At 62.4% G+C, this 23,815-nt stretch carries 35 protein-coding genes; 4 read left to right on the plus strand and 31 right to left on the minus strand.

The genetic code is table 11. The features are described 5' to 3' along the window. Positions 1-93 precede the first annotated feature (93 nt). On the minus strand, positions 94-1,302 hold the full coding sequence (locus AC3G88_RS08625) for a ribosomal protein uL16 3-hydroxylase (protein ID WP_488771328.1): 1,209 nt from the start codon (positions 1,300-1,302) through the stop codon (positions 94-96). An 11-nt stretch (positions 1,303-1,313) separates the two neighbouring features. On the opposite strand from AC3G88_RS08625, the gene AC3G88_RS08630 reads away from it, so the two are divergent. Then, on the plus strand, positions 1,314-1,853 hold the full coding sequence (locus AC3G88_RS08630; protein ID WP_153948906.1) for an FKBP-type peptidyl-prolyl cis-trans isomerase: 540 nt from the start codon (positions 1,314-1,316) through the stop codon (positions 1,851-1,853). Positions 1,854-2,000: 147 nt separating this feature from the next. On the opposite strand, the gene AC3G88_RS08635 is transcribed toward AC3G88_RS08630, so the two are convergent. Beyond that, on the minus strand, positions 2,001-3,053 hold the full coding sequence (locus AC3G88_RS08635; protein ID WP_488771330.1) for a hypothetical protein: 1,053 nt from the start codon (positions 3,051-3,053) through the stop codon (positions 2,001-2,003). Beyond that, positions 3,050-5,671 carry a DNA mismatch repair protein MutS gene (mutS, locus tag AC3G88_RS08640; protein WP_488771374.1) on the minus strand — a complete coding sequence of 874 codons (2,622 nt, stop codon included), beginning with the start codon at positions 5,669-5,671 and terminating at the stop codon, positions 3,050-3,052. The genes AC3G88_RS08635 and mutS overlap by 4 nt, the downstream gene beginning before the upstream one ends. A gap of 244 nt (positions 5,672-5,915) precedes the next feature. Between mutS and AC3G88_RS08645 the strand changes: the two genes are divergently transcribed. Next, a complete protein-coding gene (locus AC3G88_RS08645; protein ID WP_488893267.1) occupies positions 5,916-7,211 on the plus strand; it encodes a tyrosine-type recombinase/integrase in 1,296 nt (431 codons plus the stop codon). Here the strand turns inward: AC3G88_RS08645 and AC3G88_RS08650 are convergent. The 7 genes from AC3G88_RS08650 to AC3G88_RS08680 form a co-directional block, all read right to left on the minus strand. Further along, a complete protein-coding gene (locus AC3G88_RS08650) occupies positions 7,197-7,619 on the minus strand; it encodes a helix-turn-helix transcriptional regulator (RefSeq protein ID WP_488893268.1) in 423 nt (140 codons plus the stop codon). The two genes, AC3G88_RS08645 and AC3G88_RS08650, sit on opposite strands and share 15 nt — an antisense overlap. A 245-nt stretch (positions 7,620-7,864) precedes the next feature. Further along, positions 7,865-8,389 (minus strand): hypothetical protein, encoded by a 525-nt coding sequence (locus AC3G88_RS08655; protein ID WP_488893269.1) that lies wholly within the window; start codon positions 8,387-8,389, stop codon positions 7,865-7,867. A 2-nt stretch (positions 8,390-8,391) separates the two neighbouring features. Beyond that, positions 8,392-8,532: a hypothetical protein gene (locus tag AC3G88_RS08660; protein ID WP_488893270.1), complete on the minus strand. Its 141-nt coding sequence runs from the start codon at positions 8,530-8,532 to the stop codon at positions 8,392-8,394. A 134-nt stretch (positions 8,533-8,666) separates the two neighbouring features. Continuing rightward, on the minus strand, positions 8,667-8,966 hold the full coding sequence (locus AC3G88_RS08665; protein ID WP_488893271.1) for a hypothetical protein: 300 nt from the start codon (positions 8,964-8,966) through the stop codon (positions 8,667-8,669). 9 nt (positions 8,967-8,975) lie between these two features. Beyond that, positions 8,976-9,608: a hypothetical protein gene (locus AC3G88_RS08670; RefSeq protein WP_488893272.1), complete on the minus strand. Its 633-nt coding sequence runs from the start codon at positions 9,606-9,608 to the stop codon at positions 8,976-8,978. A gap of 34 nt (positions 9,609-9,642) precedes the next feature. Next, entirely contained in the window at positions 9,643-11,274 is a 1,632-nt protein-coding gene (locus tag AC3G88_RS08675) for a YqaJ viral recombinase family protein (RefSeq protein WP_488893273.1), read from the minus strand. A 28-nt stretch (positions 11,275-11,302) separates the two neighbouring features. Continuing rightward, positions 11,303-12,361: a hypothetical protein gene (locus tag AC3G88_RS08680; protein WP_488893274.1), complete on the minus strand. Its 1,059-nt coding sequence runs from the start codon at positions 12,359-12,361 to the stop codon at positions 11,303-11,305. Positions 12,362-12,494: 133 nt separating this feature from the next. Here AC3G88_RS08680 and AC3G88_RS08685 point away from each other — a divergent pair, with 133 nt between their 5' ends. Then, complete coding sequence (locus tag AC3G88_RS08685; protein WP_488893275.1) at positions 12,495-13,223, plus strand: hypothetical protein; 729 nt, start codon at positions 12,495-12,497, stop codon at positions 13,221-13,223. Continuing rightward, positions 13,216-13,743: a hypothetical protein gene (locus AC3G88_RS08690; protein ID WP_488893276.1), complete on the plus strand. Its 528-nt coding sequence runs from the start codon at positions 13,216-13,218 to the stop codon at positions 13,741-13,743. Before AC3G88_RS08685 ends, AC3G88_RS08690 begins: the two co-directional genes overlap by 8 nt. A gap of 263 nt (positions 13,744-14,006) precedes the next feature. Here the strand turns inward: AC3G88_RS08690 and AC3G88_RS08695 are convergent, their stop codons facing one another. From AC3G88_RS08695 to AC3G88_RS08795, 21 genes are all read right to left on the minus strand, one after another. Further along, entirely contained in the window at positions 14,007-14,453 is a 447-nt protein-coding gene (locus AC3G88_RS08695; RefSeq protein ID WP_488893277.1) for a zinc-finger-containing protein, read from the minus strand. Then, positions 14,450-14,752, minus strand: a complete 303-nt coding sequence (locus tag AC3G88_RS08700) for a hypothetical protein (protein ID WP_488893278.1) — start codon at positions 14,750-14,752, stop codon at positions 14,450-14,452. The genes AC3G88_RS08695 and AC3G88_RS08700 overlap by 4 nt, the downstream gene beginning before the upstream one ends. Continuing rightward, complete coding sequence (locus AC3G88_RS08705) at positions 14,745-15,110, minus strand: hypothetical protein (RefSeq protein WP_488893279.1); 366 nt, start codon at positions 15,108-15,110, stop codon at positions 14,745-14,747. The genes AC3G88_RS08700 and AC3G88_RS08705 overlap by 8 nt, the downstream gene beginning before the upstream one ends. Positions 15,111-15,112: 2 nt before the next feature. Further along, positions 15,113-15,721, minus strand: a complete 609-nt coding sequence (locus tag AC3G88_RS08710; protein ID WP_488893280.1) for a hypothetical protein — start codon at positions 15,719-15,721, stop codon at positions 15,113-15,115. Next, positions 15,718-16,023: a hypothetical protein gene (locus AC3G88_RS08715; protein WP_488893281.1), complete on the minus strand. Its 306-nt coding sequence runs from the start codon at positions 16,021-16,023 to the stop codon at positions 15,718-15,720. Before AC3G88_RS08715 ends, AC3G88_RS08710 begins: the two co-directional genes overlap by 4 nt. Beyond that, the gene (locus AC3G88_RS08720) at positions 16,020-17,390 is read right to left on the minus strand and encodes an RNA-directed DNA polymerase (RefSeq protein WP_488893282.1); all 1,371 of its coding nucleotides are present in this window, start codon (positions 17,388-17,390) and stop codon (positions 16,020-16,022) included. The genes AC3G88_RS08715 and AC3G88_RS08720 overlap by 4 nt, the downstream gene beginning before the upstream one ends. Next, positions 17,365-17,739, minus strand: coding sequence for a four helix bundle protein (locus AC3G88_RS08725; RefSeq protein ID WP_488893283.1), 375 nt, complete (start codon positions 17,737-17,739; stop codon positions 17,365-17,367). The genes AC3G88_RS08720 and AC3G88_RS08725 overlap by 26 nt, the downstream gene beginning before the upstream one ends. A gap of 14 nt (positions 17,740-17,753) precedes the next feature. Then, positions 17,754-18,215, minus strand: coding sequence for an Lcl C-terminal domain-containing protein (locus tag AC3G88_RS08730; protein ID WP_488893284.1), 462 nt, complete (start codon positions 18,213-18,215; stop codon positions 17,754-17,756). A gap of 30 nt (positions 18,216-18,245) precedes the next feature. Beyond that, positions 18,246-18,599, minus strand: coding sequence for an Lcl C-terminal domain-containing protein (locus AC3G88_RS08735; protein ID WP_488893285.1), 354 nt, complete (start codon positions 18,597-18,599; stop codon positions 18,246-18,248). An 81-nt stretch (positions 18,600-18,680) separates the two neighbouring features. Next, positions 18,681-19,361 carry a hypothetical protein gene (locus AC3G88_RS08740; protein WP_488893286.1) on the minus strand — a complete coding sequence of 227 codons (681 nt, stop codon included), beginning with the start codon at positions 19,359-19,361 and terminating at the stop codon, positions 18,681-18,683. Positions 19,362-19,382: 21 nt separating this feature from the next. Continuing rightward, positions 19,383-19,694: a hypothetical protein gene (locus AC3G88_RS08745; protein ID WP_488893287.1), complete on the minus strand. Its 312-nt coding sequence runs from the start codon at positions 19,692-19,694 to the stop codon at positions 19,383-19,385. A 13-nt stretch (positions 19,695-19,707) separates the two neighbouring features. Then, positions 19,708-19,872, minus strand: coding sequence for a hypothetical protein (locus AC3G88_RS08750; RefSeq protein WP_488893288.1), 165 nt, complete (start codon positions 19,870-19,872; stop codon positions 19,708-19,710). Between the two features lie 79 nt (positions 19,873-19,951). Continuing rightward, the gene (locus AC3G88_RS08755; protein ID WP_488893289.1) at positions 19,952-20,467 is read right to left on the minus strand and encodes a hypothetical protein; all 516 of its coding nucleotides are present in this window, start codon (positions 20,465-20,467) and stop codon (positions 19,952-19,954) included. 28 nt (positions 20,468-20,495) lie between these two features. Next, entirely contained in the window at positions 20,496-20,780 is a 285-nt protein-coding gene (locus AC3G88_RS08760; RefSeq protein WP_488893290.1) for a DUF968 domain-containing protein, read from the minus strand. After that, positions 20,777-21,250, minus strand: coding sequence for a hypothetical protein (locus tag AC3G88_RS08765; RefSeq protein ID WP_488893291.1), 474 nt, complete (start codon positions 21,248-21,250; stop codon positions 20,777-20,779). The genes AC3G88_RS08760 and AC3G88_RS08765 overlap by 4 nt, the downstream gene beginning before the upstream one ends. Continuing rightward, on the minus strand, positions 21,250-21,498 hold the full coding sequence (locus tag AC3G88_RS08770; RefSeq protein ID WP_488893292.1) for a hypothetical protein: 249 nt from the start codon (positions 21,496-21,498) through the stop codon (positions 21,250-21,252). Before AC3G88_RS08770 ends, AC3G88_RS08765 begins: the two co-directional genes overlap by 1 nt. 55 nt (positions 21,499-21,553) lie before the next feature. Further along, the gene (locus AC3G88_RS08775; RefSeq protein ID WP_488893293.1) at positions 21,554-21,748 is read right to left on the minus strand and encodes a hypothetical protein; all 195 of its coding nucleotides are present in this window, start codon (positions 21,746-21,748) and stop codon (positions 21,554-21,556) included. Then, entirely contained in the window at positions 21,741-22,223 is a 483-nt protein-coding gene (locus tag AC3G88_RS08780) for a RuvC family protein (RefSeq protein WP_488893294.1), read from the minus strand. The genes AC3G88_RS08775 and AC3G88_RS08780 overlap by 8 nt, the downstream gene beginning before the upstream one ends. After that, a complete protein-coding gene (locus AC3G88_RS08785) occupies positions 22,220-22,528 on the minus strand; it encodes a hypothetical protein (RefSeq protein WP_488893295.1) in 309 nt (102 codons plus the stop codon). The genes AC3G88_RS08780 and AC3G88_RS08785 overlap by 4 nt, the downstream gene beginning before the upstream one ends. Positions 22,529-22,784: 256 nt before the next feature. Further along, positions 22,785-23,138: a hypothetical protein gene (locus AC3G88_RS08790; RefSeq protein ID WP_488893296.1), complete on the minus strand. Its 354-nt coding sequence runs from the start codon at positions 23,136-23,138 to the stop codon at positions 22,785-22,787. Then, a complete protein-coding gene (locus tag AC3G88_RS08795) occupies positions 23,120-23,626 on the minus strand; it encodes a hypothetical protein (protein ID WP_488893297.1) in 507 nt (168 codons plus the stop codon). The genes AC3G88_RS08790 and AC3G88_RS08795 overlap by 19 nt, the downstream gene beginning before the upstream one ends. Positions 23,627-23,815: the final 189 nt, after the last annotated feature.

Here is a 23,815-nt window from a genome sequence, read left to right on the forward strand (position 1 = left end):
AGTGGTCCACAGTACTAGCCAGCGGGCGATTATATCCGCGTTTTCCCGCCTTGTGTATAGGCGAAATATGCCGGTTCATTCTGTTACGCAAAATTACACACGTGCCGGCGCGATCTGCAACCAGCCTTCCATCGCCCAATCGTGAAATGTGTCCATCAGATCGGGAAGTGCCGCGCACGCAGCCATTTCGTCGGCCGTCAGCTGGCGCATGTCTGCCAGGCGCCGCAGCCATTTCGCCAAGGCCGGCGGCGGCTCATACGCTTCGCCGTTCAGGAAGAAGTTCGTGCGGTCGTAGAGCGCAATGGAGCCGGGAGCAAGGACCACGCCATGCGCCTTGGCCAGCTTCGCATATTGCTTCAGGCTGATCTCCGCGATCTCCTCGAACTGCACCGACTGCTTGGGCTCCGACAGGTACGACCCGAGGAATTCGGACACCATGCCCTTGTCCCATTTCAGCGCCTGCAGCCGGTCGGCGACAGCGCGGGCCAGGCCGGGGGGCAACTGGGCCGGGGTGGCCGTGGCGGCCTCGCCAGCGTCGGCGTAGCGGCCGTCCAGCGCTTCGTTGCCCTCGACCGTTTCAGACAGCCATGCCAGGAAGTGGCCCGCCAGTTCGCGGTAGGCGGGGGCGCGGAACCCGATCGACGCCGTCATGCATTCCCCTTCGGCAATGCCGTCATGGGCGTACTGCGGCGGCAGATAGAGCATGTCGCCAGGTTCCAGCACCCATTCCTCTTCGGCGCTGAAGTCCGAGAGGATTTTCAGCGGCATGTCAGGAATCAGATCGAGCTTCGTCTGTGACGAAATGCGCCAGCGGCGTCGGCCCGATACTTGCAGCAGGAAGACGTCGTAAGAATCGAAGTGGGGACCCACGCCGCCGCCGTCGGTGGCGTAGCTGATCATGACGTCGTCGAGCCGGGCGTCGGGCACGAAGCGGAACTGGCTCATCAGTTCGGCGGCCGCCCGGGCGTGGAGGTTCACGCCCTGCACCAGCAGCGTCCACTTGCCGGTCTTGCGTGACGGCAGGTTGTCTTCGGCGAACGGGCCGTGTTCGAGCTTCCAGCGGTTGCGAAAGTACGACACCAGGCGCGATTCCACATCGTCCCGATCGGCCAGTTCAAAAAGCGATTCGCGCGACACAGGGGGCACAATTCCGGGCACGGCCTGTCGAATCAGCAACGGTTTGCGGTGCCAGATGTCACGCATGAATGCCGCGGGCGTCATGCCCCCGAGCAGCGTGAGCGGTGCGTCGGGATCAATGGGGCCCGCAGGCAGGGCCTGCGCGTATAATGCGGAATCGCTCATGGAGTCAAGAATTGAAAATCGCTAAGAACACGGTGGTGTCCGTTGTGTACAAGCTGTCGGACGCGCAGGGCAATCTCATCGAGGAATCCGATGAGCCCATGGTCTATTTGCACGGCGGGTATGATGGCACGTTCCCCAAGATCGAGGAAGCTCTGGACGGCCACGATGCCGGTTTCGAGACCCAGCTCCAGCTGGAACCCGATGACGCGTTCGGCGACTACGATGCCGAACTGGTGAAGGTCGAACCGCGCGACCGCTTTCCCGAGCCGCTGGAAGTCGGCATGCAGTTCGAGGGCGTGCCCGAGGACGGTGACGACGAGGATTCGATCATCTACACGGTGACCGACGTTGCCGAAGACAAGGTTGTGCTGGACGGCAACCACCCGCTGGCCGGCATGGCGCTGCGCTTCTGGCTGAAAGTGTCCGAGGTGCGTGAAGCCACCACCGAGGAAGTGGAACACGGCCATGCGCATGGCGCCTCGGGCATCGAAGTCGTCGACGAAGACGAGGACGACGGAGGCGAGGCGGACAGCCCGCGCACGCTGCACTGACTCGATACGGATCCCTGCCAGTCGAGCGATACGCGACAGGTCATCGCGAATTGGGAAAAGCCGGCATCTGCCGGCTTTTTTCATTTGGATTCACGGACGCTGGCCGATGCATGATGCAGGTCAATTCCGCAGGTCGTCTGGTTGGCGCTAGTTGGGCTTCGGCCGGTCCTGCACCTCCACCTGGAACACCGATCGCGTACCGGGTGTGACGGTCAATTCGACCCAGCGCGACGGATTGCCGATGGGCAACGCCACGCGCGTGAAGTTTCCGACGACCTTGCCGGCTGTGTCGCGCAACGGCTTGTCGACGCTGAAGCCACTGTCGCTGGCATGGACAAGCAGTACCTGGCCCGGAAACTTCACGGTCAAATCGCGTAGTTGTTTCTTGAATTCAAGGTAGCCATCGCGCGTGCCACGTCGCAGGAATCCGTCGAACAGCGATGGCTTGCCGCGCTTCTCCCAGCCGTTGCCGAACATCGGGTCGGCGTGGACCACCACCAGAACGCCAGGCAGATCGCGCTGGGTCGCCACCGAGAATGCCCGGTGCAGCCATTGCCGGTTGGCCTCGCGGCGGTCTTCGAACTCGCCGTTGCGGCCACCTTCGCTGCGATAGTGATTGTTGTCCCCGGGCAGGTTCAGTCCAACCACCATCACGTTGCCTTCCACCAGTCGCACGTTCTCGCGAAAGCTGCGGAACATGGCCTGGTCCGACTGCCGCACCACGGGGATCGTGCGGCGACCGAGCGTGGTATCCATCGGAAAAAACAGCTCGCGTAGCCGGTTCAGGCGCTCGACAGCATCGAATCTGCCGTTGACCGGCTTCTGGCATTCTGCCCAGTCAGTTTCCCCGGGGACATAGAGCAATGGCGCAGGAGAGTCGTCGAGCGCGCGCTGTCGCGCGCCGAGCACCGCGTCTCCGCAGGATTCCGTGTCTCCTTTGATGCCGCCGGCATGCACGATCAGCGCGACCTGTCGCGCGTTCATCTGGGTGAACAGTGCCGCCAGATCCGCTTCCGCCGCAGGCCATTGCGGCACGTCGGCGATCAGCGCCATCCGCGTGGGCTGCACGGCAGGTGCCGGTGGCGGCGATACCTTACCGGTGCGCGCCGCCAGGGCAGCGCCCGGTGTCGTCAGGCAGACGTAGCCAATCAGGACGGCCGCTGCCAGGGCCAGGCGTCCGGAGCCGTGCGCGGCGCTCATGCCTGCGCGGCAGATTCCGCAATGGCCTTGAGCCGGTACAGCGCCTCCAGCGCGTCGCGCGGCGACAGGTTGTCCGGGTCGATGGCGGTCAGCGCCGCCAGCGCTTCCCGCGCGACCGCCTGTTCGACCGCCTGCTCGACCGATGCAGAGACCAGACCGGACACGGTGTCGTCGTCATCGGGAGGCGTGGCCGGTGCCGCGAACAGGTCCATCTGCGGCGTCGGCGTGGCGTCGGCCGATTGCTGCTCCAGCCATGCCAGGTGCTTGCGCGCGGCGCGAATCACGGGCTGCGGCACGCCCGCCAGTTGTGCGACCTGCAGGCCGTAGCTCTGGCTGGCCGGGCCGTCCTGCACGGCATGCAGGAAGACGATGCCGTCGCCGTGCTCCACGGCGGACAGATGCACGTTCGCCGCCTGCGGAAATTCCTGCGGCAGTTGCGTCAGCTCGAAATAGTGCGTGGCGAACAGCGTGTGGCTGCGGTTGTGCGACAGCAGGTGGCGCGCAATCGCCCACGCCAGCGCCAGGCCGTCGAAGGTCGACGTGCCACGGCCGATTTCGTCCATCAGCACCAGGCTGGACGGTGTGGCGTGATGAAGGATGCCGGCCGCCTCGGTCATTTCCACCATGAAGGTGGAACGTCCGCCGGCGAGGTCGTCGGCTGCCCCGATCCGCGTGAAGATGCGGTCGATCGGGCCGATCCTGGCTTGCCGCGCCGGCACCCACGCGCCCACGCAGGCCAGCAGCACGATCAGGGCCGTCTGGCGCATGAATGTCGACTTGCCGCCCATGTTGGGGCCGGTGATCAGCAGCAGCTTGCGCGCCTCGTTGAGCTGGCAGTCGTTGGCGATGAACGCGATCGATTCCGCTGCCAGTTGCCCCTCCACCACCGGGTGGCGGCCCTGTGCAATATCGACCACGTTTTCGCTGACCCGCTCCGGCTGGGTCCAGTCCAGCGTGCGGGCGCGTTCGGCCAGCGTGGTCAGCACGTCGAGCCGCGCCAGGGCGCCCGCCACGCGTTGCAGGCTGCCGATGTGCGGCAACAGCGCCTGCAGCAGTGCTTCATAAAGCTGCTTTTCGCGTGCCAGGGCGCGGTCCTGCGCGGACAGGGCCTTGTCCTCGAAGGCCTTGAGTTCCGGCGTGATGTAGCGTTCGGCGTTCTTCAGCGTCTGGCGGCGGCGATAGTCGTCCGGCACCTTGTCGGCCTGGCCGTTCGTCACTTCGATATAGAAGCCATGCACGCGGTTGTACTCGACGCGCAGGTTCGAGATGCCGGTGCGTGTGCGTTCACGCGTTTCCAGTTCGATCAGGAACTGGCCGCAGTTTTCGGAAATGTCGCGCAGTTCATCGAGCTCGGCATCGTAGCCGCGCGCGATCACGCCGCCATCGCGGATCACTGTCGATGGCTCCTCGGCCACCGCGCGTGTCAGCAGCGACAGGCAGTCGGCCGGCACTTCGAGTTCGTCGATCGTCTGCGCCAGCAACGGCGATTCGTGCGCGGCGCTGACGCTGGCCTGGACGCTGGGCAGCGCGCCGAGCGTGTCGCGCAGCGACGACAGGTCTCGCGGCCGCGCCGACAGCAGCGCCAGCCTGGCCGTGACCCGTTCGACATCGCACAGGCGGCGCAGCGTGGCGCGCACGGTTTCCGGGTCTTGCGCGATCAATACGCCAATGGCCTGCTGACGTGCACGCGGCAGCGCCGGGTCGCGCAGCGGGTGATGCAGCCAGTGGCGCAGCGCGCGGCTGCCCATCGTCGTCGAGCAGGTGTCGAGCAGCGAGAACAGCGTCGGCGATTCGCCGCCACGCAGCGTTTCGGTCAGTTCCAGATTGCGCCGTGTCGCGGTATCCAGCCCGACGAACTCGGATTCCCGCTCGACGGTGACGCCCTGCACGTGGCGCAGCGATTGCCCCTGCGTGGTGGCGGCATAGTTCAGCAGCGCGCCCGCCGCACCCAGGGCGGCGCCCAGTCCGGTGCAGCCGAATGGCTCCAGGCTGGCCACGCCAATCTGCTCGCGCAGCCGGCGCGTGCCGGCGTCCTGGTCGAAGTGCCATTCGGGCAGGCGGGTGCGGGCACACTCGAGCACGGGCAGATCCATGCCGTCGGCATACAGCAGTTCGGCCGGGCGGATGCGTTCGAGTTCGCGCGGCAACTGGGCGGCATCGCATTCCATCAGGCGCAGTTCGCCGCTGGCAAGGTTCAGCCACGCCAGGCCTGTCTTGCTGACGCCGCGGCGCGTGGTCTGCTGGTGTACGGCCATCAGATAGCTGTCGGTCTTGTCGGGCAGCAGCGCCGCGTCGGTCAGCGTGCCCGGCGTGACAATCCGTACCACCTTGCGCTCGACCGGCCCCTTGCTCGTAGCCGGATCGCCAATCTGCTCGCAGATCGCCACCGATTCGCCAAGTTTGACCAGGCGCGCCAGATATTGATCGACCGAGTGGAACGGGATGCCCGCCATGCGGATCGGCACACCGCCGGACTGCCCGCGCGACGTCAGCGTGATGTCGAGCAGGCGGGCAGCCTTCTCGGCGTCATCGTGGAACAGTTCATAGAAGTCGCCCATCCGGTAGAAGAGCAGCGTGTCCGGATGGTCCGCCTTGATGCGCAGGTACTGCAGCATCATTGGCGTGTGTGCGTCTTTGGCAGTTTTCTTAACCGCTTGATCTGCCTCGGTTTTCGCCCGCAATCCCTTTGTGGGGGCGGCTTCCACGTCTTTTGGCTCAATCTCGCCAACCACATCAACACTCGTCATTGCAAGCCTTCACTCTAGTCGTCGGCGTAGGTTTTTCGCGTATCATCACAAAAAACCTACGCCGCATCGCGATCATCCCTTTGCGGCAAAACCTACGCCGGGGAAAACCTACGCCATGTACTTCGACGCGCGCGCAGCCAAGCTGCTCAAGCCGGGGGAACATATGACGATCGCGGACCATCCTGGTCTGCGTCTCGAATGCACCGTCACGCGGCGGACCTGGATCTACCGCTATAAGTCGCCCATCGACGGCAAGATGAAACAGTCGAAGATCGGGGCCTGGCCGGCAATGTCTCCGGCCGCCGCCATCGTCGAATGGGAGAAGCTGCGAACTGCGCGCGACAGCGGCCGGGACGTCGCCGCCGAGAAAAAGGCGGCGCGAACCATGGCGCGGTCGGTATCGGAGGGGAGTTTACCCCAGCGCGGCCCCTATACAGTGCGCCGGCTGTGTGATGACTTCCTCGTCGGTCACATTGAGCGCAATCGGACAGCCAAGGGCGCCAAGGAAGTGCGGCGGATGTTCGACACAATGCTCGGGGACTTCGCCGACCTGCTGCCGGGCGAGGTGACTCGCGCCAAGGCCTTCGACCTGCTGGATTCCCACGCCGGTATTCCGGTTCAGGCGGCAAAGCTAAGATCGGAGCTAGGCGCGGCCTGGGGCTATGGCCTCGATTCCGGCCGGCTGGACGCCTCGACGGCCAATTGGTGGCGTCAGATCATGCGGGGGCGCCTGCAAAGCAAGGGCAAGAAGATTCAGGGAAAGTCGATCGGTGAGGTGAAGCGCGTGCTGACCGAGGCGGAGGTCGGCGAGCTGATCCGCTGGCTGCCCAATTTCAGCCGCATCGTGGCCGACGTGCTGGCGCTCTACCTTTGGACCGGAACGCGCGGGTCTGAGATCGTCAGCATGGAAGCGGCCGAGATCCAACAGGAGCCAACCGGGCTGTGGTGGACGATTCCCAAGGAAAAGACCAAGAACGCGAAGAGGGCCGGCGCTACGGACCTGCGGGTGCCGCTGTTTGGTCAAGCAGAGCAGATCGTCAGGCGCCGGCTGGCTGTCGTAAAGGAGGGCTACCTGTTCGCGTCCCGCATGGGTGGGAATGTGGAGCAGAAGACCATTCAAACGGCCGTTTTCTATCACCAGCCGTATTCCAAGACGCGCCCACAGATGAAGCGCCCGCGCCTGACAGTAACGCACTGGGCGCCGCATGACCTTCGTCGCACCGTCCGGACGATGCTTGCCTCAATGGGGTGCCCAAATGAGGTGGCGGAGTCGATCCTGGGCCATATGCTGCCTGGCGTCCAGGGCGTCTACAACCGCCACACCTACGATAAGGAGCGGCATGAGTGGCTGGGCAAGCTTTCGGTAAAGCTCGAATCGCTCGCGGCCACCCCGTCCTTAGCCGCGGCGTGAGGTGTTTGCCGGGGGAGGGAGGTCGGAGATCGGCCGTGTCTCGGCCCATTCTTCGACCTCGCGCGTTAGCCAGGCGACTCGGCGCCCGGAAAGAACTCGCGGCTTTGGGAATTTCCCTTCCCGAACCAGCTTTTCCAGGCTGGTGTCCGATAGGCTGACGGCCGCTGCCGCCGCATGCCGATCGAGATAGATTGGCTTCATCAAACGGTACCTCCGATCCATGCTGCAGCAGGGTCTCGATGTGGAACCCATGTGGCGGCCCACTGTGCGTGTGCAGCCGCAACTTCCTGCTTGGCGACAGCCAAAATGTCCATTTGCTTGAATCGCTCGGCAGGGAGTTCGGGCGGAACTGGCCTTGGTGTGTCTACGAGGTCGCCAAGCGCATACGCGGGGGTACCCCGACGCCATGCCGAGATGTAGAGGCGCTTGCCCTTTCGCATCGTCTCAATGGTGGCCTTTGCACCGTTGCGACCTGTATCGATGGCGCGAGCCAGTTCAAGCCTGGTAAGGCCATGCTTCCCCGCGGCCTGGAATGCGATGTTTGCTGCGGCCGCCAGCCTATCGAGTTCATCACCGACCGCGGCAGTGCGACGGAGATTGGTAGATTCGAGCGGCGCTGCCGACGGAACGAGTCTTCTCCTCTTTGGCATTCGTTATTCCTCCAGATTCATTGCGTCCGCTACGTGCCGTTTGATGGCCAGACGGACGGCGGTACCGCCTTCCCTCGCGCCCATCTCGTAGCAGCGGTCATGCGCCAGCCCTTTGCATTCGTCGGGCATGATGGCGATGTGGGCCGGGGCCTCCAGCGCTTTGAGCACTCGCTCGCGCTCGAGCGCATGGGCTCCGGCCATTGCGTTGATCAGTTCGGCCAGTTGGCCTGTCATCTTCGAGAGGGTTGCGGCGATATCCGCGCGCACGTACTCGACTCCGTCGGATACCGGCGTCAGGCTGACGCCCGCACCGCCGACGTAGATGCGTTCTGCGGCGGGGTTGTCGTCCACCGGCGTTGAGTCGATTGCCACATTCAGGCAGTGGGCGATGTACCGTGCGGCCGCCACCTTCTTGTCCAGCGACGCGAATTCGCCTTCCACGGAAAGCCGGACATCTGGCAGCAAGCGGGCATGCACGACGTCGCCGCGCTCGTCCGCCAGCCAATGACCGGTTGCCAGGCTTTCCATGATCAGTGACCGCAGGGCGGCGTTTCGCCGTCGTTCACTTCTGCGCCGCAGCCGATGCAACGTTTGGCCGGCTCAGCTGCAGGCTCTTCCGGAAGTGACAGGTCCGGGGTGATCCAGTCCTTGAGGTCGATTGTCGATTCCATAGTTTCTGTTTTGTTCATAGTATGCTGACAGCACACATGTTAGCCAACGCGGCGAAAAATAAAGGCGGCAAGAAGCAGGGCGAGCACCAGCCCGTAAAGGGCGCCGGCGAGGACCGCTCTGACGTTGGCCGCGCTCACAGGTAGCTCCTCGACTCCAGGCGGCGATCTTCGCGGACTGCGTCGGCGTGATCACAGCGGTCTGCTTCGTCCCGTTTGCGCCAGGCGCGGAGGGCGGCATCCGCGAGCTCGTCATCGTCGAGGTCATCGACGGAGACCGGCTCCTGGTCATCTGCCTGCTTGACGATCTCGGCCTGGTGGACGAAGAACGACTCAGGCTCGGGCGGAGACGCGTTGCCGTTGTAACCGGCATAGTGGTAGCCGGTGACAGTGACGGTATGTCCGTCGAATGGGAATGTGAGTCGAGTGAGGTTCATCCCTGCCTCCTAGAACTTCAGCGTCGTCTGCCCGGGCTGCGACAACTGAACGAGCGTCCGCAGATGGCCTACCGCCTCAGCTAAGAGCGTGGCGATGTGGCGTTCGAGCGTTTTGGGTTCTTGCGCAGGGTCGGGCGCAGAAGCCGTGATCGGTTCGCGCGAGGGAGCCGCCACCAACGCCGGCGCACGCTCATCCAGCCAAGCGCGCGGCACGTAATAGACCGGCTGCTCGCCTGCGCGGGCGATGTTCTCCAGCGGGATTGCTTTCGCCATGCACATCTGGAGTTCCTTTGCCTTATCGTGCGGCGACGGCAGTCCAAGCCGGGCAAGAGCTTCGCTGGGCGGGACGTGGGTATCGCCACCGCGGCGGGCAATCGCACGCGGGCCATCGCTCGGGCCCTTCCGCCAGACCATAACCGCCACCTTGCGCCGGCCGGTCGCGCCGTCGTACGTCTTGTCGCCGGGAGCGTGGACGAGCCTCTCGGTCTCCAGGTGGCGGAGTGCGTTGGTAATCATGGCGGGCCTGTGCTCCGGCATACGTTGGGCAAGCACGCGCACGTTGAATTCAGACGGGATTTCGTCGAAATGGTCCCGCATGATGGCGCGCGCGCATTCGATGTACTCGGGCGTTCTTCTTTGCATGGTCTCTCTCGTCTCTCTCTGTCAGGGGAGGGGATCAGGCTGCGGCGGGGAGGTGCAGATCCCTAAGCCACTCGATTACCGTCGCTTGCTGGGCGCCGAAGTGGATTGCCAGCGCTTCGATGATGTCGGCGTCAGAGGGGCGGCGGCGCTGGGCGCGCGGCGCGCCTTTGAGCGGCATGATGGCGGCTGCAGCCCGCGGCGATGGGATTGGAGACTTGGCGGCAACGGTCTCGATAATCGGCTCCGCTGCCTTCGTCGCATCCCTAGCCTCGCGAGCGGCCTTTTCGTCGGCGGCGCGTTTCTCGGCCGCCTCGCGCTCGACGCGCTCAGCTTCCTCGCGACGGATACGGGCGCGCTCGGCTTCGAGGCGGGCTTCCTCGTCGCGCTTGTGCTGGTCGATCCGCGACGTGACTGTCAGCTTGAAATCGTCGATTGGCTTCGCGATGAGTTGTTGCAGGTCGGCCAGCAGCGCGCGGTACTCGGCGGCATTGGCATTCAGCCAATCGATTTTGGTGCGGATGTCGGCTGCTTGCTGATCGGCCGCGATCTTCCCATTAGCAAGTGCGTTATCCAGCTTGTCCTGAATGCTGGCCAGCGTCTTCAGGCCTTTTATGGCCGCCGGGAAATCGGGCGCCGTAACCTCAAGGCGGACGCTCCGAATCTCGCGCTGCAGTTCGGCGACGTGGGAAGTGAACGCCTTGCGGGCTGTATCAACCTTCTCGGCCCGGCGGCGCTCCTTTTCGCTGGCGAGCAGCTTTTCAGCCATAAGCCGGTTGTCGCGCACGAGCTTGGCCAACATATCCTTCTGGCGCTTCGCCTCGTCCACGCTCTGGATCTGGGCCAGCATCATGGCTTCGGCCGCATTCAGCGTTTCCTCGGCCTTCTTCATAGCCTTGATCTGTAGGTCGAGGTCTGCGAAGTCTTGGTCCGTCTGCGGCTCTCGGATCAGCTTGTTTTCGAGGAATTCGCGCAGTGCCACCTCGAAGACTTTGAAATTCTCGCGGACATCGATCTTGCCGCTGATCTGCACCGAAACGACCGGGAGCGCCTGGACTGCCTCAGCGACTACAGTCGGCTGCGCATCGGGGAGTTCGAAAACGGCGAGATCCTTCGCGAACTGATTCCAGCCTGCAATCAGCGCATCGAATCGCTCCTGGCTGGATTCGTACCAGCACCAGGCCATATTTTCACGGGTGCCGTCGGACGTCATGAAGAGGCACTTCTTCGCGCCGGAGACGAGCAACTGCTGATCCATCTGGATCGTGTAATGGGGATCGAGCTTGCCGGTGGCGACGGCGGCCGCGAGGTCGGCGTTGTAGAGCTTGTGCTCCCAGATGATCTCTTCGTCCATCGTGACGCCGTCCAGGCTGGCGAGCAGGCGAAGGCCGGCCACCTCGTCTGTGGCTGTGACGGGATAGAGATCCGATCCGACGATTTCCTCGGCGATCAGGCGGGCCATCGCTTCGGCGGCGTGGCCTTGATCAAACAGCCCTTGGGTGAAGGCGTCGACTTCCTTCTCGACGCCGGTGTGTTTCTGCCGCAGCAGATCGCTTCGATTCGTGTACTTCGACTTCCCGAGCGCGATAGGCGCTTCGGAAGCCGTCAGGTAATTCCTGCGCAGGGCCAGCCATTCGGGCGAGCCTTGTACAACGTTCATTATGTTCATGTCTGTCTTCCGGTTGGGGATGGCTAGGTCAGTCGTTCTCGTGAGACCAGGCGTCAATTTCGAGCTTCTGGTCTTCGGTGAGCTTTTCCTTGCTCTCGATCATCGCGATCAAGTCGGCGACGGCCTTCTTCTTGTCGAGGATCAGCTTCCTCCACTCCGGAGTCTTGTCCTTGAATCGCTCGTCGCTACAGACGGGGATGACCTTGCCTTCCGGCTTCTTCTCGTCGCCGCCATTACCGCCAGACTGCTCCGCCTTGTTGTCCATGACGGACTTCCACGTGGCCTCGCCGTCCTTGATGGCGCCGTAGATGCCGCGCAGGTCGACGAGCTCGGTCGGCGAGCAGCTGTCGAGGGCGTGGCCGAGATAGGCAACCAGGTCGGAGGCCTTGACGCCGATGCCGGCGAAGGCGTCAGCAATCCGTTTGCGCTCAGCATCTGGGTCGCGCGCCGCTTCATCCATCCGGACGGATTTGATGATCTCCTCGGCCTCGTCCTGCATATCACCGGGGATGATGCGCAGGCCTAGAGTCCGAATGGCCTTGGAAATCTGTGCGGCCCGCTTGTTTAGAAGGTCGTCATCGTTGGCGGGGACGGTGTACGTCATCTTGCCGTAGCTGTTCTTGCGGGCGGAGATGTAGCTGCCGTCGTCCATCGGCTTGGAGCGCTCGACCGTCTTGGATACGCGCACGTCGAGCGGGTAGGTGAGGTTCGATTCCAGGTCGGTCACCGATACGCGGTGCACTTCCTTACTGTCGTCCTCGAAGATCATGGTCGTTTCGACCAGGACGTTTGTCATGCAGCGCAGCGCCACCTCGACGAAGCGAATACCGAGACCTTCCACGCCCTGGCCGATCGGCTTGCGGTAATAGGCGCTCTTGTTGTGGGCGAACGACGGGCGGCGGCACTCGCGCAGGAGCGTTTGGCGGACCTGATCCCAGTCGCGCGGCCGCTGCATGGCCATGACATACCGGGCTTCGACCATGGCCTTTGCCTGGGCGGCTACTGCGGTGGACGCGGTCTCAACGAGTGCGGTGGTAGTGGTTTGGGCGCCGAATTCGCTTCGGACGGCCAGAGCGGTCTGAGTCATCTTCTCCTCGCAGGTTGGTTGCTAACGTGCATGCACACACGTTAGCAAAAGAATAATAACTGTGCAAGAACCGTGCGTTGTTTTTTTCTGGTGACGCCATAGAATCGCCAAAAACATCAAGGGAGGAGAAGCTATGCGCTCCGTATTGGTTTGGTTATTGGCCGTCCTGCCGGCTGTTGCTGGCGCTCAGGCGGTTATTCGGGTCGATCCGGGCCCGGGCGGCAATCCGCGTATCTCGACGCCGTGGGGCGACTACATTGCTGTCCGGCAGGGCGGCGCGCTGTTTGTCATCACTGAAGAGCAGTACGCCAAGGGCTTGATTGACGGCTATGCGCACTCCAAAGGCCAGGAGGCGGTGAACGTCGCTGGCGCCGGGAAGACTTACATCAGCAAAGCCGATATCTCAGTGCAGGCCGGCGCGGTCCGTCTGCGCCAGGTGGAGGCGACCATCGTCATTGGCGTTCCGGCCGACAAGAAACTGGGGCGGCCGCCGAAGCCGAAGACCTCGGAATACGTTCAGGTAATGTGGCTGCAGCAGCAGGCCGGGAAGGTGAGCCCCGTGTTCGCGGTAGGCGGCCAGATACTGAAGCCGAACAATTGCGGGGTCGACATGGGCATGCATCACTGTGAGTTCACGGTGTCGCATGCCCAACTCGTGCAGCCGGCCGCATTCGTCTTTACGCAGCAAGGCCAGGCGCCGGGGCTGTGGGAAGTCGATTCGCTAACCCGTGTGCACGCGGCCGGTATCCAGCGCAAGTACGACGAGCTAAAGATGCCTATCAGCGGAGAGGATGCTGCCGACCTGCAGGCGGTTGCACGCATCGATCCGTCGATCAATGCCGAAGGGAGCAAACATGATTGATCAACTCATGGCTGCCGTGTCCGGGGCCAATACCGCTCTTGATATGCTGAAGAGGGGTATCGAAATTCATGATCAAAAGGTCGCTGAGAATGCGGTCGCTGATATGACAGAGAGCCTCCGCGCAGTCACAAATAACGCGTTCGACGCCGTTCAAGATGCGCTTCGTAGTGCGCAGGAGGCGCGGGGGCTAGATAAGCGCATTGCCGAACTTGAGAAAGAGGTGACTAAGCTCAAAGCGGCTGCCGAAGAACGTGAGCGCTATCACTTGGTTTCGCTTAGCCCACACAGCTTCGCATACACCTTCAAGGATTTGATCGCTGGCCAGCCCCAACACTATCTCTGCCAGGCTTGCTATGACGGTGGAATGAAGGTTGTTTTGCAGCGACCCGGTGGAGTCCCCTACTTAAAGTGCCCGCAGTGCGATGCTGAAATCGCAAGCGATGTATTGCGTGCGGAGGTCGATGCTGCGCAACAGCGAGCTATCGATGACATGAGGCGTCGTTCTCCGGCCGACTATTGATTGGGGATCAAAGTATGCGACATCCGGATCTGTATCGAGCATTGGCGGCGTATCTACGTCGCGATGGCTGGCCGCAAGAGGCCATTGAGAAGTTCGAGGCGCGGTGGCTTCGCCTTCGTGATGTAGAAGCGTTTCCGTGCCCAGTGTGCTTCCTGGATCGGGGGGAGGATCAACCACTCGTTCCGTTAAACGCGGTGGGGGACGTGGAACCAGTCAAATGTCCAAGCTGTCGAACCCAGTTCGACATTCCGATCCCGAAGTAGTCAGGCCGCTTTCCTCGCAAGCTCCAAGCAAAGGGTAACGGTTCGCTGGCACTCCGGCACATCAAACCGCCCGATCTCACACTCGGACTCGGAGATGCCGAGTGCGCCGGCCAGCCAGGCGCGGGCCCCGTCCTTGGGCATGTAGTCGCTCTGCCAGATTGAGTTGAACAACTGGCTGGCCCAGCCGCGCGCCTGGCGCGTCGGGGAATCGGCCAGCGTTCCCTTCGGGATGCCGGTGCCGGCGTACATGTCGACGTAGGCGCCGCATAGCCGATTGCCACACAGATACAGCCACGGCCAGTCGCCGTGCGGCTTGCCGTAGATCTCGCTGTTGTTGACGATTGAGACTCGGGCGCCGCAGTAGCGGCAATGCGTCGGCGCCGGCAATGGCGCCTTCACGCGCGCGACGGCGCGGCGGGACGGATTCCACGGGGTGAGGGCGGTCATCCCTTCTCTCCCATTCTCCTGAGAGGAGACAAGTCGAACTCGTAGTGGCCACCTCGCCGCGAAGATTCCCAGCATAGCGTCCAGAACATGCGGTTCGCCTGCATAGCTCCTATCAGGCTTTCATTGCCAGACCATCCTCCGGTGGACAACTTGAGTTTGTCGCCCTCTAGGTGCCAACCAAAGTCCGGGCACCACCAAAGGCCCAGCACGAATGCCAGCATTAATGGGATGTCCTGCCAAGACCATTCGGCGATCTGCTTCAGTTCATCATCTTCTGGGTATCCGTCTTCGTCAGGCATTGCTTGCCCCCTCCGTCACGACGCCGACCAGCGCGCTGTCCAGCAGGTAGCCGTAGGTCCGCATCTGCTGCGCCAGCGCATATCGCTCCGCCGGTCCGTGGGTCTTCCATAGGCAGCAATCGACGGCATCCTCAACGTCGTCATGTTGGCTGCCGCACTGCGGGCAAACGAGGCGCCCCGGGGCGATCTGCTCGGCGGCATCTTCCTGGCAGCACTCGATTGCTTCATCTTCCCAGTCGTATTCCTCGAGGCACTCTGGGCACTTGTAGACGACGATTACGTCGACGGGTTTCTCAGCGGCCTCAACGACTACGGCGTCCAGATCCACGCTGGGGCGGGGTAGGCGGATGGTCAGCATCCTCAATCCTCCGCATCGCCGCGATACGCTGCCCACGCATCCTGATCGCATTGAGAGACCCAAATGCCGTCGCCCACCCTCCAGGTGGCGGCGTACTTGCCTCCAGGAAAGGTGAAGGTTGCGGAGCAGTGGCCATCGTTCTGTTCAATGCGATCGCCGTAGATGTGAACATGCGTCGCCACGGAACCGGGGTACTTTGTCTCCACGAGTTCGATTAGCGCCGCCTCTGCGGCCTGTCGTCCGCGCCGGCGGGCGGCGTCGATCGCTGCGCAGGACTTGCTGCAATAGACGAACTGTCCGCGCTCAACCGGGGAGGATTCGGAGCACGTATCGAAGTGCGGGTCCGGCTCGACGTCGCACATGTCCTCGTCAACCCGGCAACCGCAGTGGAAGCACTCGTAATGCCAGCCCTGCGCAATGAGCGCAAGCGGAGGAACCGGCCCCGGTGCGAATTGGTCGAGCGCGGGCCGGCGGCGGCAATGGTCAACATCTTCCCAGTCGCAGTTGCACTCGTTTGCGCCTTCGCGGCGGGCGGTGGCCGAATTGGTGGCGAACACGATTGCCCAGTTGTCGCCGCCGTCGTAGACCTCGTATGCCTTCAGGGGTTTCATGCGACTTCTCCAGTCTGCGCCTCGAACATGTCGATAGTCCTGGTGTCGCGGGTCGGCTCTTCCTCGGGCAGAAGTCCTTTCAAGGGAGTTTCACCGTCTCCGCAGTACGGGTAGGCATCCCCATCCCAGCCATCCGGAAGACCGGCAAGACTCTTGACCTCGCCAGCGACGTCGATCTCCGGATCGGCATCGCCGATGATGTCGCTCATGCGATAGCAGGCATTGCGGTGAGCATCTGCCTCGTCATTGCCGGCCACGATAGCCGTGGTGCTGATCTCGACGATGAATAGTTTTTGGGTCACGCTGCCTCCTTTTTTCGGTAGACTTTCGTCAGGCTGAAGTCGATGGAATGCCCACGCCGCCTCGCAATTTTGGCGATTGAGGCTTGATTCGTATGGCTGGCGCTAGCCTGGCGGACGAGCCCTAGGTAGCTATTCGCTGCGGCAAAGACTTCGCCGGCCGGCATAGTGGAAAGGCGGTGCGCACCGACATTGAGCGTCCGCTTCCGTGTATGCCGCGCCCAAGGCCGGATCACCTGGCCGACGAAATCGATTCCGCGTGTTACTGGCTGCAGGATCGTCTTTGACGGGTTCAAGCGCGCGCCGAGATGGCGGGGCAGGAGGGCGTCAATCTCGGTGAGAGCGGCGTTCAGCCACTGAGGCGACTTGTGGAGAATCACAAAGTCGTCGACATATCGGATGTAATGGTGTGCGCCGATGCGGTGCTTCACGTGTTGGTCGAGCACATCCAGATACACGTTGGCGAAGAACTGGCTGCTCAGATTGCCGATAGGCAGGCCGAGATGCGCCGGCTGTTCCATCAGCCGCTTATGCGGCGGTACCAGTGCCAGCATCGCCGGATCGCCTCGGTAGACGAAGTCGGCCCGCGGATCGTGCATCAGCACGAGCTCTGTCAGACCGCGCCAGAACGGCTCGTGGATCTTCTTCTGCAGCAGGCCGAGCAAGACGCGCTTGTCGATGCTGACGAAGAAGTTGGCGAGATCGCACTTCAGGTAGTACGCCGGGTGCGACCAGTTCTGGGTGATCGAACGCACCTTCGCTTCGAGGCGGCGAGCCGCGTAAAGCGTGCCGCGGCCCGTGATGCACGCGCAGGAATCTGCGATGAACGAACGCTCGAACCGAGGGCCGATCCGGTTGTACAGAAGGTGGTGCACGATGCGGTCGCGGAACTCTGCGGCCCAAACCTCGCGCGGCTTTGGGCGGGTGATGACGAAGCACTTCGAGCGGCCTGGCGTGTAACTGCCGTCGGTCAGCTCGTCGTACAGGGCCCGGAGATTGCCCTCCAGGTGGATTTCGAACGCCAGAGCGCTGGCGCTGTTGCGTTTCGTGCGCCGGCAGTCGAGATAGGCCTCGACAAGTTCGGCGAACGAGAAGGGGGCGCTTTCGTTCCAACCTGCGGACGGCACGGGCGCGCAACTCGTTGTTCTGTTGGTTGTTGTTCTGGTTGCCGTTGTTGAAGTTCTGATACCAAGCCCAGCCGGAAACATCGTGCTATCTACGTCGCCCATCCGATTGCTCAGGCGGGAAACTGCGCCGGACGCTGCCCGACCGAAGTCGGAGGTATCCGTGGTGCGCATGGCGGTGGCCTCGTGAGCCAGCGGCACGACCAGGTTGAAAGATCGCTCAGTCATGGCGGCCTTGACCTCCATGAAGCGGGCGACTTGCGAACTTTTTCCACCCGTTGGCCTGCTTCCCGATTCCCGTAGTGATCTCGATAGCCTTGGCATAGGCCGGTCTGGAGATCAGCCGCTTGTCCATGCTCAAGCGCAGGAGCAACTCGATCACCTGAAGGCGCTCAAGCAGTTCTGTCAGGTGAGGAGACTTGTCGGCGGAAACGTTGGCGCGGAACACCAGCACCATGATCTCAATGCACTCGGCGTTGATCTTCTCGCCGATGCTGCGTTTGAAATCGCGCGCCATGTTCTTGACCAGATCGGTGACAACGTCCAAAAGACCGTATGCGGCCTTATAGATCGGAAGTTGGTTGTGCAGTGCCACGGTGGTTCAAATGGTTAAATTACTGAAGGAATGAACCTGCGGACGGCACGGGCGCGCAACTCGTAGCGCTGCGGGCCGTAGTCCTGGGTGCCGTCGCCGAAGTACTGAAACCAAGCCCAGCCGGATTCTTTCTCATGGCGCTCGCCAGACCAGTAATAGGCGCTTTCAAACTCGCCCTTCAGGTTGGCGAAGAGCAGGGATTGCTCGCGGCGCGTGGGCAGTTCGCCGCCGATCGATGCGGCCCATTCATTGGCCTTTTCCCACGTCTTGTCATCGACATCACCGGGAAGCAGAATCAGGTGGTGGCTAAACAAACCGTCTTCATCGAGCACGACGCCGGCGTAGCGTTCGCCAGCCCTGAGTTCGATGGTGGCGCCGGCCACGACATATTCGCTGGCGGATTGCTTCTCGAACGCCGCGATCATGTCGCCGATTCTGGAGTGCTCTGCCTTGATGGCTTCAAGCGTGATCGTCATTGCGAACCTCCTTTGGAAATGGATGAAGGGTTAAATGGTCAACCTGCGGACGGCACGGGCGCGCAACTCGTGGCCCTGGTGGTGGTCGAGCTGGCGGCCGTTGCGGAAGTGCTGAGACCAAGCCCAGCCGGGGTCTTCGGTATCCTCTTCGTTCGACCAGTACGCGGCCTGCTCGAACTGATCGCGGAGCTTGGCGAAGGCGACAGCCTGCTCGGCGCGAGTCGGGAGATCGCCGCCGATGCTCTTGGCCCATTCGAGTGCGCCATGCCACGTCGCGCGGGTATCGCCGGGCAGCAGAATCGTGTGCGTGACGTCCCCATTGGAATCGACGAAGCCGCAGAGGTAGACCTCGCCTTCGGCGAGCGGTGGGATTTGGACTTGCATGCGTTCTCCTTGGTCGGTGGAGTGGAGGAATGGAAAAGGCGGCGCCCCGGCGGGGGAATGCAGAGCACCGCAAAGGGGTACTCAGAAGCGGTACTTGAGCATCAGCGTGCTCGTGCCTTTCCACAGCGAATGCCATTCATCGCCGGTGGAACGGTTGAAGTAGTAGAGATACGAAACGCTGAAGTTCTTGTATCCAACGGAGGCGCCGACGACTGGCGCTACCTGGATCTTTCGGTTGTGAGAGACGGTCACTGCTCCGGTACCCTCGTAGCCGTTTTCGATGGGGCGGTTGTAGAGCGTGACTTCCCACTTCGGCTTGAAGATGTAGGCGCCGAACTCGATGCCATAGCGGATGCCGTTGCGGGTGAAGTTCGGTTCGAGCGAGAGCTTGATTCCGTGGACGTTCCCGTGGCCAACAAAGCGGCTCTTGTAGTGACAAGGGCCGTCGCAGCTCTTCAGAACCTTGTTGTAGTTCTCATCGGAGGTAGCGATGGCGTCCGAACTTACGGTGCCCATGTAGACGTAGCCGGCATGCCAGTCCAGGCCCCACCGGTCGTGGGTGATGACGGCGCCTGCAAGCCCGACCTCAATAGACGGCGCGTTGAGGTCCAGCTTGTACGGCATGCCTTCCTGGTACCACATCATGTTGCCGCGGGGCTGGTAGTGAACCAGTCCGGCACCCACCTCGATGTCCACCGCATGGGCGGCCATGGGGAGCAGCGTCGACGCAATCAGCGCCACGCTGGTGAGAATCTTCTTCATGTTGTCTTCCCCTAGGGAAACTCAGTGGAGCGCCTCAGACACCCGTTCGCGGTAGTCGGAGCGGGCGTGGAGGCGATCCTCGGCCGCGGCCGAGATCACGAAATCGACGTTGTCTGCGATGACCTGCTCGGTGAACTGGGCCAACTTGCCAGCGATGGCGATGTTTGCTTGGCGGAGGTGTTCCATCACGGGGATGCCTGGCTTGGCGCGGGCGTTGAACAGCTTTACCAGTTCGCCGAGCACTTCCAGCGCGGTATCTCCGTCGACGTACTCCTCGATGGCACCGACGCGCAGGTTGTGCTCGATCTGGTCTTCGGCTTGATAGCGGTCCACGGCGCTCTCCGAATTAGTGCAGGTCAGCGCGGCGAATCGAGACGATCTCGCCGTGGCACACACCTACCTGTTCCATCAGGTCGATGGCCGATTCCTGGGCGTCATCGCGGTCGAAGGCTGCGACATCGACGCTCATCTGGCCGAGGCTCGTCTTGAAGGTGACTTGGTAGGTGTTCATCTCGCGCTCCCGTTTTGCTAACGTATGTGCACACTTTAGCAAACAGATAACGTGTGTGCAAGAACGTTAGCAAAAATATTTAGAGGCGGATCAGGCCAGCTCTCCCGAAGTCCTCGTCGAGGATTTCGTAGAAGCGCGCGCGGATGACGTCGATAGCCTCGTTCACTGGGGTCTCGTAGCGTTGGACGGTACGCTTGTGCACGCTGGATTTGGTCGCGATGAGCTCGTGCGTCGGTCGGTTCTTGCGGCCGATGTCGACGTACCGCCGGACGAGAAGCGAGCGCATCCGGTTGTTGGCGATCTTCGTCTCGCGGGCGACATGGGAATCCAACACCGCTAACGCGTTAGTACGCTCGTCCGACCAGGAGAACATGGCCCAGCCATAGGCCCGGGATAGGGGAGGGAGGTTATTGACGTGATTGCGGATCATCGCGGCCTGGGCGTGCTGATCCAGCGGGGACAGGGCGCCGTCGGCCCCCTTGTTGGTCGCGCTTGCGCCGGCCATGGCGCGCTGGGCGTCGGATACCTTGCAGATCGGGATTTGCTCCATGGCGTAGGCATGGCGCAGGACGGCGTCGGTGTCTCGGAATTTCATTGATCTCTCCCCGGTCTTTTGCTGGCGGTCAGCGGCCGCCGTAGAGTTGCTGAATCGTCCAGGCGAGGCAGTCGAGCTCGCTCACCTTCATGACTTCCCACATGCGGCGCTGGCCGTGGATCCCGTTGAAGCTGCCTTGATGGCAGTCTTTGCAGAGCGGAATCACACAGAAGTTCGGGCTCTTCCGGCCCGGTGTGCGCCCTTCAAGGATGTGGTGGGCATCGCTTGGCCCGGCTGCGCCGCAGACGGAGCAGTCCATGTTCTTGACGCGCTCGATGTGGCGCGATTCGGCCCTGGTGGCGGTTTTGCTCATCGCTCGAACTCCGCAAGAATGGATTCGACCATCCCCTCGGCGCCAGCGGCTGACATCTGCGGCCACAGGAACTTGTAGGCGTGCGGCTCGCGCAGGAAGGCGATGACGCTCCTGTGGTGCTCGGCAAACTCGGCGTCGTCTAACGCGTCGTAAGCGACCGACTTTGGCATGGCGATAAGGCCACCATCCGCTGCCGGGACGTACTCGCAGTGCCCTGCGCCAACCTGGAGCCAGCATCGCATCTGATCGCGGTCCGTGAACTGGTCCTGAGCGTCGAAGATGGCACCAAGGATAGCGAAATGCCTACGATGAAAAACCGGGCTGCGAGGCAGCTTGAACTCGAAGGCCAGCGTGTCGCCTGGCGCCATTCCTTCGATAGCCTTGCGAAATCTGCCGTACGCGCGCTTGTCGGCATCGGACAATCCATCCAACTTACCCGTCTGCGCGCGTTCAAGTGTGACCTTGGCCATTAGTCTGCGTGGGGAGCCTTGGCGCTGTTGTTGCGCCATTCGTGGCGGGCTTCCGGCGCTCTGGTAGGCGGATCGGGGAACACCTCCTCGATGTCGTCCTCGCCCAACTTGCTGCCGGCGGTCATGGTCCAGCCCACAGCGAGGGCGATGCCGACAATGAGCACGATCCACAGAAGCAACTTCAGGCCGAAGCCGAGCAGGAAGCCGATAACGACCAAGGTGACAGCGCCTGCGATGTTCTTTTTCATGGCTCTCCTTACATCACAAAGGTTGTAAAACGGAAATACAGCGTATCGGTTGTTATCACCTGCGCTTGCCGTCCACACGCCAGGCTGCGGCGTACCCCGTCAACCAGTTGGCATGAAGGACCGTGCCTAGCGGGTAGGGGTTGAACGCAAAACCCTTCGGCATGGCGTGCATGCACATGGCTTTGCCGTGCTCGAATGCAGCGGCGCCTTCTTGCTCGACGCCGGGGAGGGCGATCAGGGGATCAGGCACGGGCGGACTCCATCTGATGGAGCGCGGTCAATGCGACCGCCAACGCTGACCATGCATGCGAGGTGACGCCGTAAAGCGGGCCTGGCTGTTTCTTCGTGCCGACCTGTGGCGTTTTGCCGCCACCGGTGCGCGGAAACAGATCGACTACGGCTTGACGCACGTTGGCGTCCTTGGCTTGAGTGGTCCCGCACAGGTGCAGTTTCACGTCGCGGCGGTAGATAAGGCGCACGTCGCTGGGGGCGCGGAAGGTCTCGACCATGCGGCCGATCCAGACGCAGGTCTCAAAAACCTCTTTGCCGACAGCCATTCCGTATGAAGCGATCATCTCGATAGCCAGGTGATCGACAGGCTGATAGCGGATCTCGTCCAGGATGAGGTCGTTCGGCTTTACGCCGGCACCCAAGATGCCTCTCTCGGGGTGGTAGATGCACCAGCCGCTTTCTGTGGTGCCTGGGTCAATGGCAAGGATCGTCATGCCTCACCTCGCATCCGCCGAGCGGCGATGGCGGTGTCCATGACGATCTTCTGCTCGACGCCGTCAATTCGCGCGCTGATCTCCAGGCCTGTGTAGTTGCCCGTCCAGCCGAGCCACTTCACAGAAGTCGGGTCGAGGCGGACGTCCAGACGCTTGCGCTTGAACTCGCGCGCGGCCGTGCGGATGATCCGGTCAGCGGTGTCCGGTTTGCGGCCGCGGCCGACGAAGTGCTGCTGGAACGCTTTGCCCATGACGAACCGGACCGTGGCGAAGCGTTTGCTGAATTGGTCCTGGTTGGGCGTCATGCGGGCACCTCGTCGTGCTGCTCGTCTTCTACGGGGACGCCACTGATGGGGCGGAGGTACCGGTCTTCGATGGCGACTTCAGTAGCCAAGCAGTCCGTGCCTTTAATCTCCCACGTGCACCTTAGCGGCGTCCTGGACCTGCAATTCCACGCCGGAGGTTGATCCGGTGCGCGAGCTACCGCCGACAACACCTCAACGACAACGCCCTCGTCTACGCAGTCGCTGGACAGGTATGCCAAATCCCCAGGCTTGCAGTTCATGCGTACCTCGCAAACGGGGCTTCCGCGGCAATGCGCCAGTGCGAGAACAGGTAGGCCTCGTAGCCCTTGATGCCACCCTTGTGTCGGTTGCGCTCGACTTCGCGTTCGCTGATGGTGGGTGCCCAGTAGACGATCTCACCGGCAATGTCGCGGCCCTTGCGGAGGAGGGCGGATTCGGCGGCACGGTTGGCGATCTTGCCCAATTTCTCAGGTGTGGAGCCGAAGCGGGCCACCAGCGCGTCGACGGTGAATTGCTCGCCGGCATTCGACACCAGGGCATCGACGATCTCGATCTGTCGCACGGTGCGCGCGCGATCGGCCTTGGCGGTTCTCAGGACTGGGGATGGCATTCGGTCTTCCTCTCCTCTTTTTCGACTCTCATCACGTACTCTGGATTTGCGATCCGTCGGTGCATCTCGCGTATCGCGGCGGACATCTGTGCTTGCGTGGCAATCTCGACCTGCTGGTCGTGCAGTTCGAGCGCTTGCTCGATGGCAGCGATTGCGGGGCCGTCCAGTCCCCACTTGCCGGTGTTCGCAGCGCGGGCCTGGCAGCGAACCACCGCTTCCTGTCCAGCTATCGCGACCGCCATGTAGTCCTTGCCTACGTCCAACTCCGTCAGCAGCATCGAAAGGTTCATGGCGACGGCCAGCGCCTCGGCGTCGAACTCGGTGCCCTTGCCTTGCGTGAGAGCCGTCAGGGACTGATGGGCAACCAACGACACGTCCTGCTGCTTGTCGGTGGCCATCGGCAGACGTGCCGCGAACGCATCGACGATCGCGGTCGGGTTGATCTGCTTCGGGCGGTACTGCTTGCGCGGACGCTTGTTCTTAGCCATGACTCACCGACGACCCTTGGCCCATTCGAGCCGTGCTTCTTCGCGGTCCCGAGGGAGCCGCTCGAACCTGCTACATTCGATCTCTCGGTCAAACGGGCGGAATAGGCCTGATTGCTTGTCCAGGTCGCAATGGCCATAGCCGAACCGCGCCATGGCGGTGTCGGTTTTAAGGTTGCAGTACTGGCAAGT

Source organism: Cupriavidus sp. 86D6, from assembly GCF_057815095.1.

What these genes read in the sequence shown, in the direction of transcription:
- AC3G88_RS08625 (WP_488771328.1), bottom strand. Translation starts at nt 1,302, where the DNA reads ATGAGCGATTCCGCATTATACGCGCAGGCCCTGCCTGCGGGCCCCATT.
- AC3G88_RS08635 (WP_488771330.1), bottom strand. Translation starts at nt 3,053, where the DNA reads ATGAGCGCCGCGCACGGCTCCGGACGCCTGGCCCTGGCAGCGGCCGTC.
- mutS (WP_488771374.1), bottom strand. Translation starts at nt 5,671, where the DNA reads ATGATGCTGCAGTACCTGCGCATCAAGGCGGACCATCCGGACACGCTG.
- AC3G88_RS08645 (WP_488893267.1), top strand. Translation starts at nt 5,916, where the DNA reads ATGTACTTCGACGCGCGCGCAGCCAAGCTGCTCAAGCCGGGGGAACAT.
- AC3G88_RS08650 (WP_488893268.1), bottom strand. Translation starts at nt 7,619, where the DNA reads ATGGCGTCGGGGTACCCCCGCGTATGCGCTTGGCGACCTCGTAGACAC.
- AC3G88_RS08655 (WP_488893269.1), bottom strand. Translation starts at nt 8,389, where the DNA reads ATGGAAAGCCTGGCAACCGGTCATTGGCTGGCGGACGAGCGCGGCGAC.
- AC3G88_RS08660 (WP_488893270.1), bottom strand. Translation starts at nt 8,532, where the DNA reads ATGGAATCGACAATCGACCTCAAGGACTGGATCACCCCGGACCTGTCA.
- AC3G88_RS08665 (WP_488893271.1), bottom strand. Translation starts at nt 8,966, where the DNA reads ATGAACCTCACTCGACTCACATTCCCATTCGACGGACATACCGTCACT.
- AC3G88_RS08670 (WP_488893272.1), bottom strand. Translation starts at nt 9,608, where the DNA reads ATGCAAAGAAGAACGCCCGAGTACATCGAATGCGCGCGCGCCATCATG.
- AC3G88_RS08675 (WP_488893273.1), bottom strand. Translation starts at nt 11,274, where the DNA reads ATGAACATAATGAACGTTGTACAAGGCTCGCCCGAATGGCTGGCCCTG.
- AC3G88_RS08680 (WP_488893274.1), bottom strand. Translation starts at nt 12,361, where the DNA reads ATGACTCAGACCGCTCTGGCCGTCCGAAGCGAATTCGGCGCCCAAACC.
- AC3G88_RS08685 (WP_488893275.1), top strand. Translation starts at nt 12,495, where the DNA reads ATGCGCTCCGTATTGGTTTGGTTATTGGCCGTCCTGCCGGCTGTTGCT.
- AC3G88_RS08690 (WP_488893276.1), top strand. Translation starts at nt 13,216, where the DNA reads ATGATTGATCAACTCATGGCTGCCGTGTCCGGGGCCAATACCGCTCTT.
- AC3G88_RS08695 (WP_488893277.1), bottom strand. Translation starts at nt 14,453, where the DNA reads ATGACCGCCCTCACCCCGTGGAATCCGTCCCGCCGCGCCGTCGCGCGC.
- AC3G88_RS08700 (WP_488893278.1), bottom strand. Translation starts at nt 14,752, where the DNA reads ATGCCTGACGAAGACGGATACCCAGAAGATGATGAACTGAAGCAGATC.
- AC3G88_RS08705 (WP_488893279.1), bottom strand. Translation starts at nt 15,110, where the DNA reads ATGCTGACCATCCGCCTACCCCGCCCCAGCGTGGATCTGGACGCCGTA.
- AC3G88_RS08710 (WP_488893280.1), bottom strand. Translation starts at nt 15,721, where the DNA reads ATGAAACCCCTGAAGGCATACGAGGTCTACGACGGCGGCGACAACTGG.
- AC3G88_RS08720 (WP_488893282.1), bottom strand. Translation starts at nt 17,390, where the DNA reads ATGGAGGTCAAGGCCGCCATGACTGAGCGATCTTTCAACCTGGTCGTG.
- AC3G88_RS08730 (WP_488893284.1), bottom strand. Translation starts at nt 18,215, where the DNA reads ATGACGATCACGCTTGAAGCCATCAAGGCAGAGCACTCCAGAATCGGC.
- AC3G88_RS08735 (WP_488893285.1), bottom strand. Translation starts at nt 18,599, where the DNA reads ATGCAAGTCCAAATCCCACCGCTCGCCGAAGGCGAGGTCTACCTCTGC.
- AC3G88_RS08740 (WP_488893286.1), bottom strand. Translation starts at nt 19,361, where the DNA reads ATGAAGAAGATTCTCACCAGCGTGGCGCTGATTGCGTCGACGCTGCTC.
- AC3G88_RS08750 (WP_488893288.1), bottom strand. Translation starts at nt 19,872, where the DNA reads ATGAACACCTACCAAGTCACCTTCAAGACGAGCCTCGGCCAGATGAGC.
- AC3G88_RS08755 (WP_488893289.1), bottom strand. Translation starts at nt 20,467, where the DNA reads ATGAAATTCCGAGACACCGACGCCGTCCTGCGCCATGCCTACGCCATG.
- AC3G88_RS08760 (WP_488893290.1), bottom strand. Translation starts at nt 20,780, where the DNA reads ATGAGCAAAACCGCCACCAGGGCCGAATCGCGCCACATCGAGCGCGTC.
- AC3G88_RS08765 (WP_488893291.1), bottom strand. Translation starts at nt 21,250, where the DNA reads ATGGCCAAGGTCACACTTGAACGCGCGCAGACGGGTAAGTTGGATGGA.
- AC3G88_RS08770 (WP_488893292.1), bottom strand. Translation starts at nt 21,498, where the DNA reads ATGAAAAAGAACATCGCAGGCGCTGTCACCTTGGTCGTTATCGGCTTC.
- AC3G88_RS08780 (WP_488893294.1), bottom strand. Translation starts at nt 22,223, where the DNA reads ATGACGATCCTTGCCATTGACCCAGGCACCACAGAAAGCGGCTGGTGC.
- AC3G88_RS08785 (WP_488893295.1), bottom strand. Translation starts at nt 22,528, where the DNA reads ATGACGCCCAACCAGGACCAATTCAGCAAACGCTTCGCCACGGTCCGG.
- AC3G88_RS08790 (WP_488893296.1), bottom strand. Translation starts at nt 23,138, where the DNA reads ATGCCATCCCCAGTCCTGAGAACCGCCAAGGCCGATCGCGCGCGCACC.
- AC3G88_RS08795 (WP_488893297.1), bottom strand. Translation starts at nt 23,626, where the DNA reads ATGGCTAAGAACAAGCGTCCGCGCAAGCAGTACCGCCCGAAGCAGATC.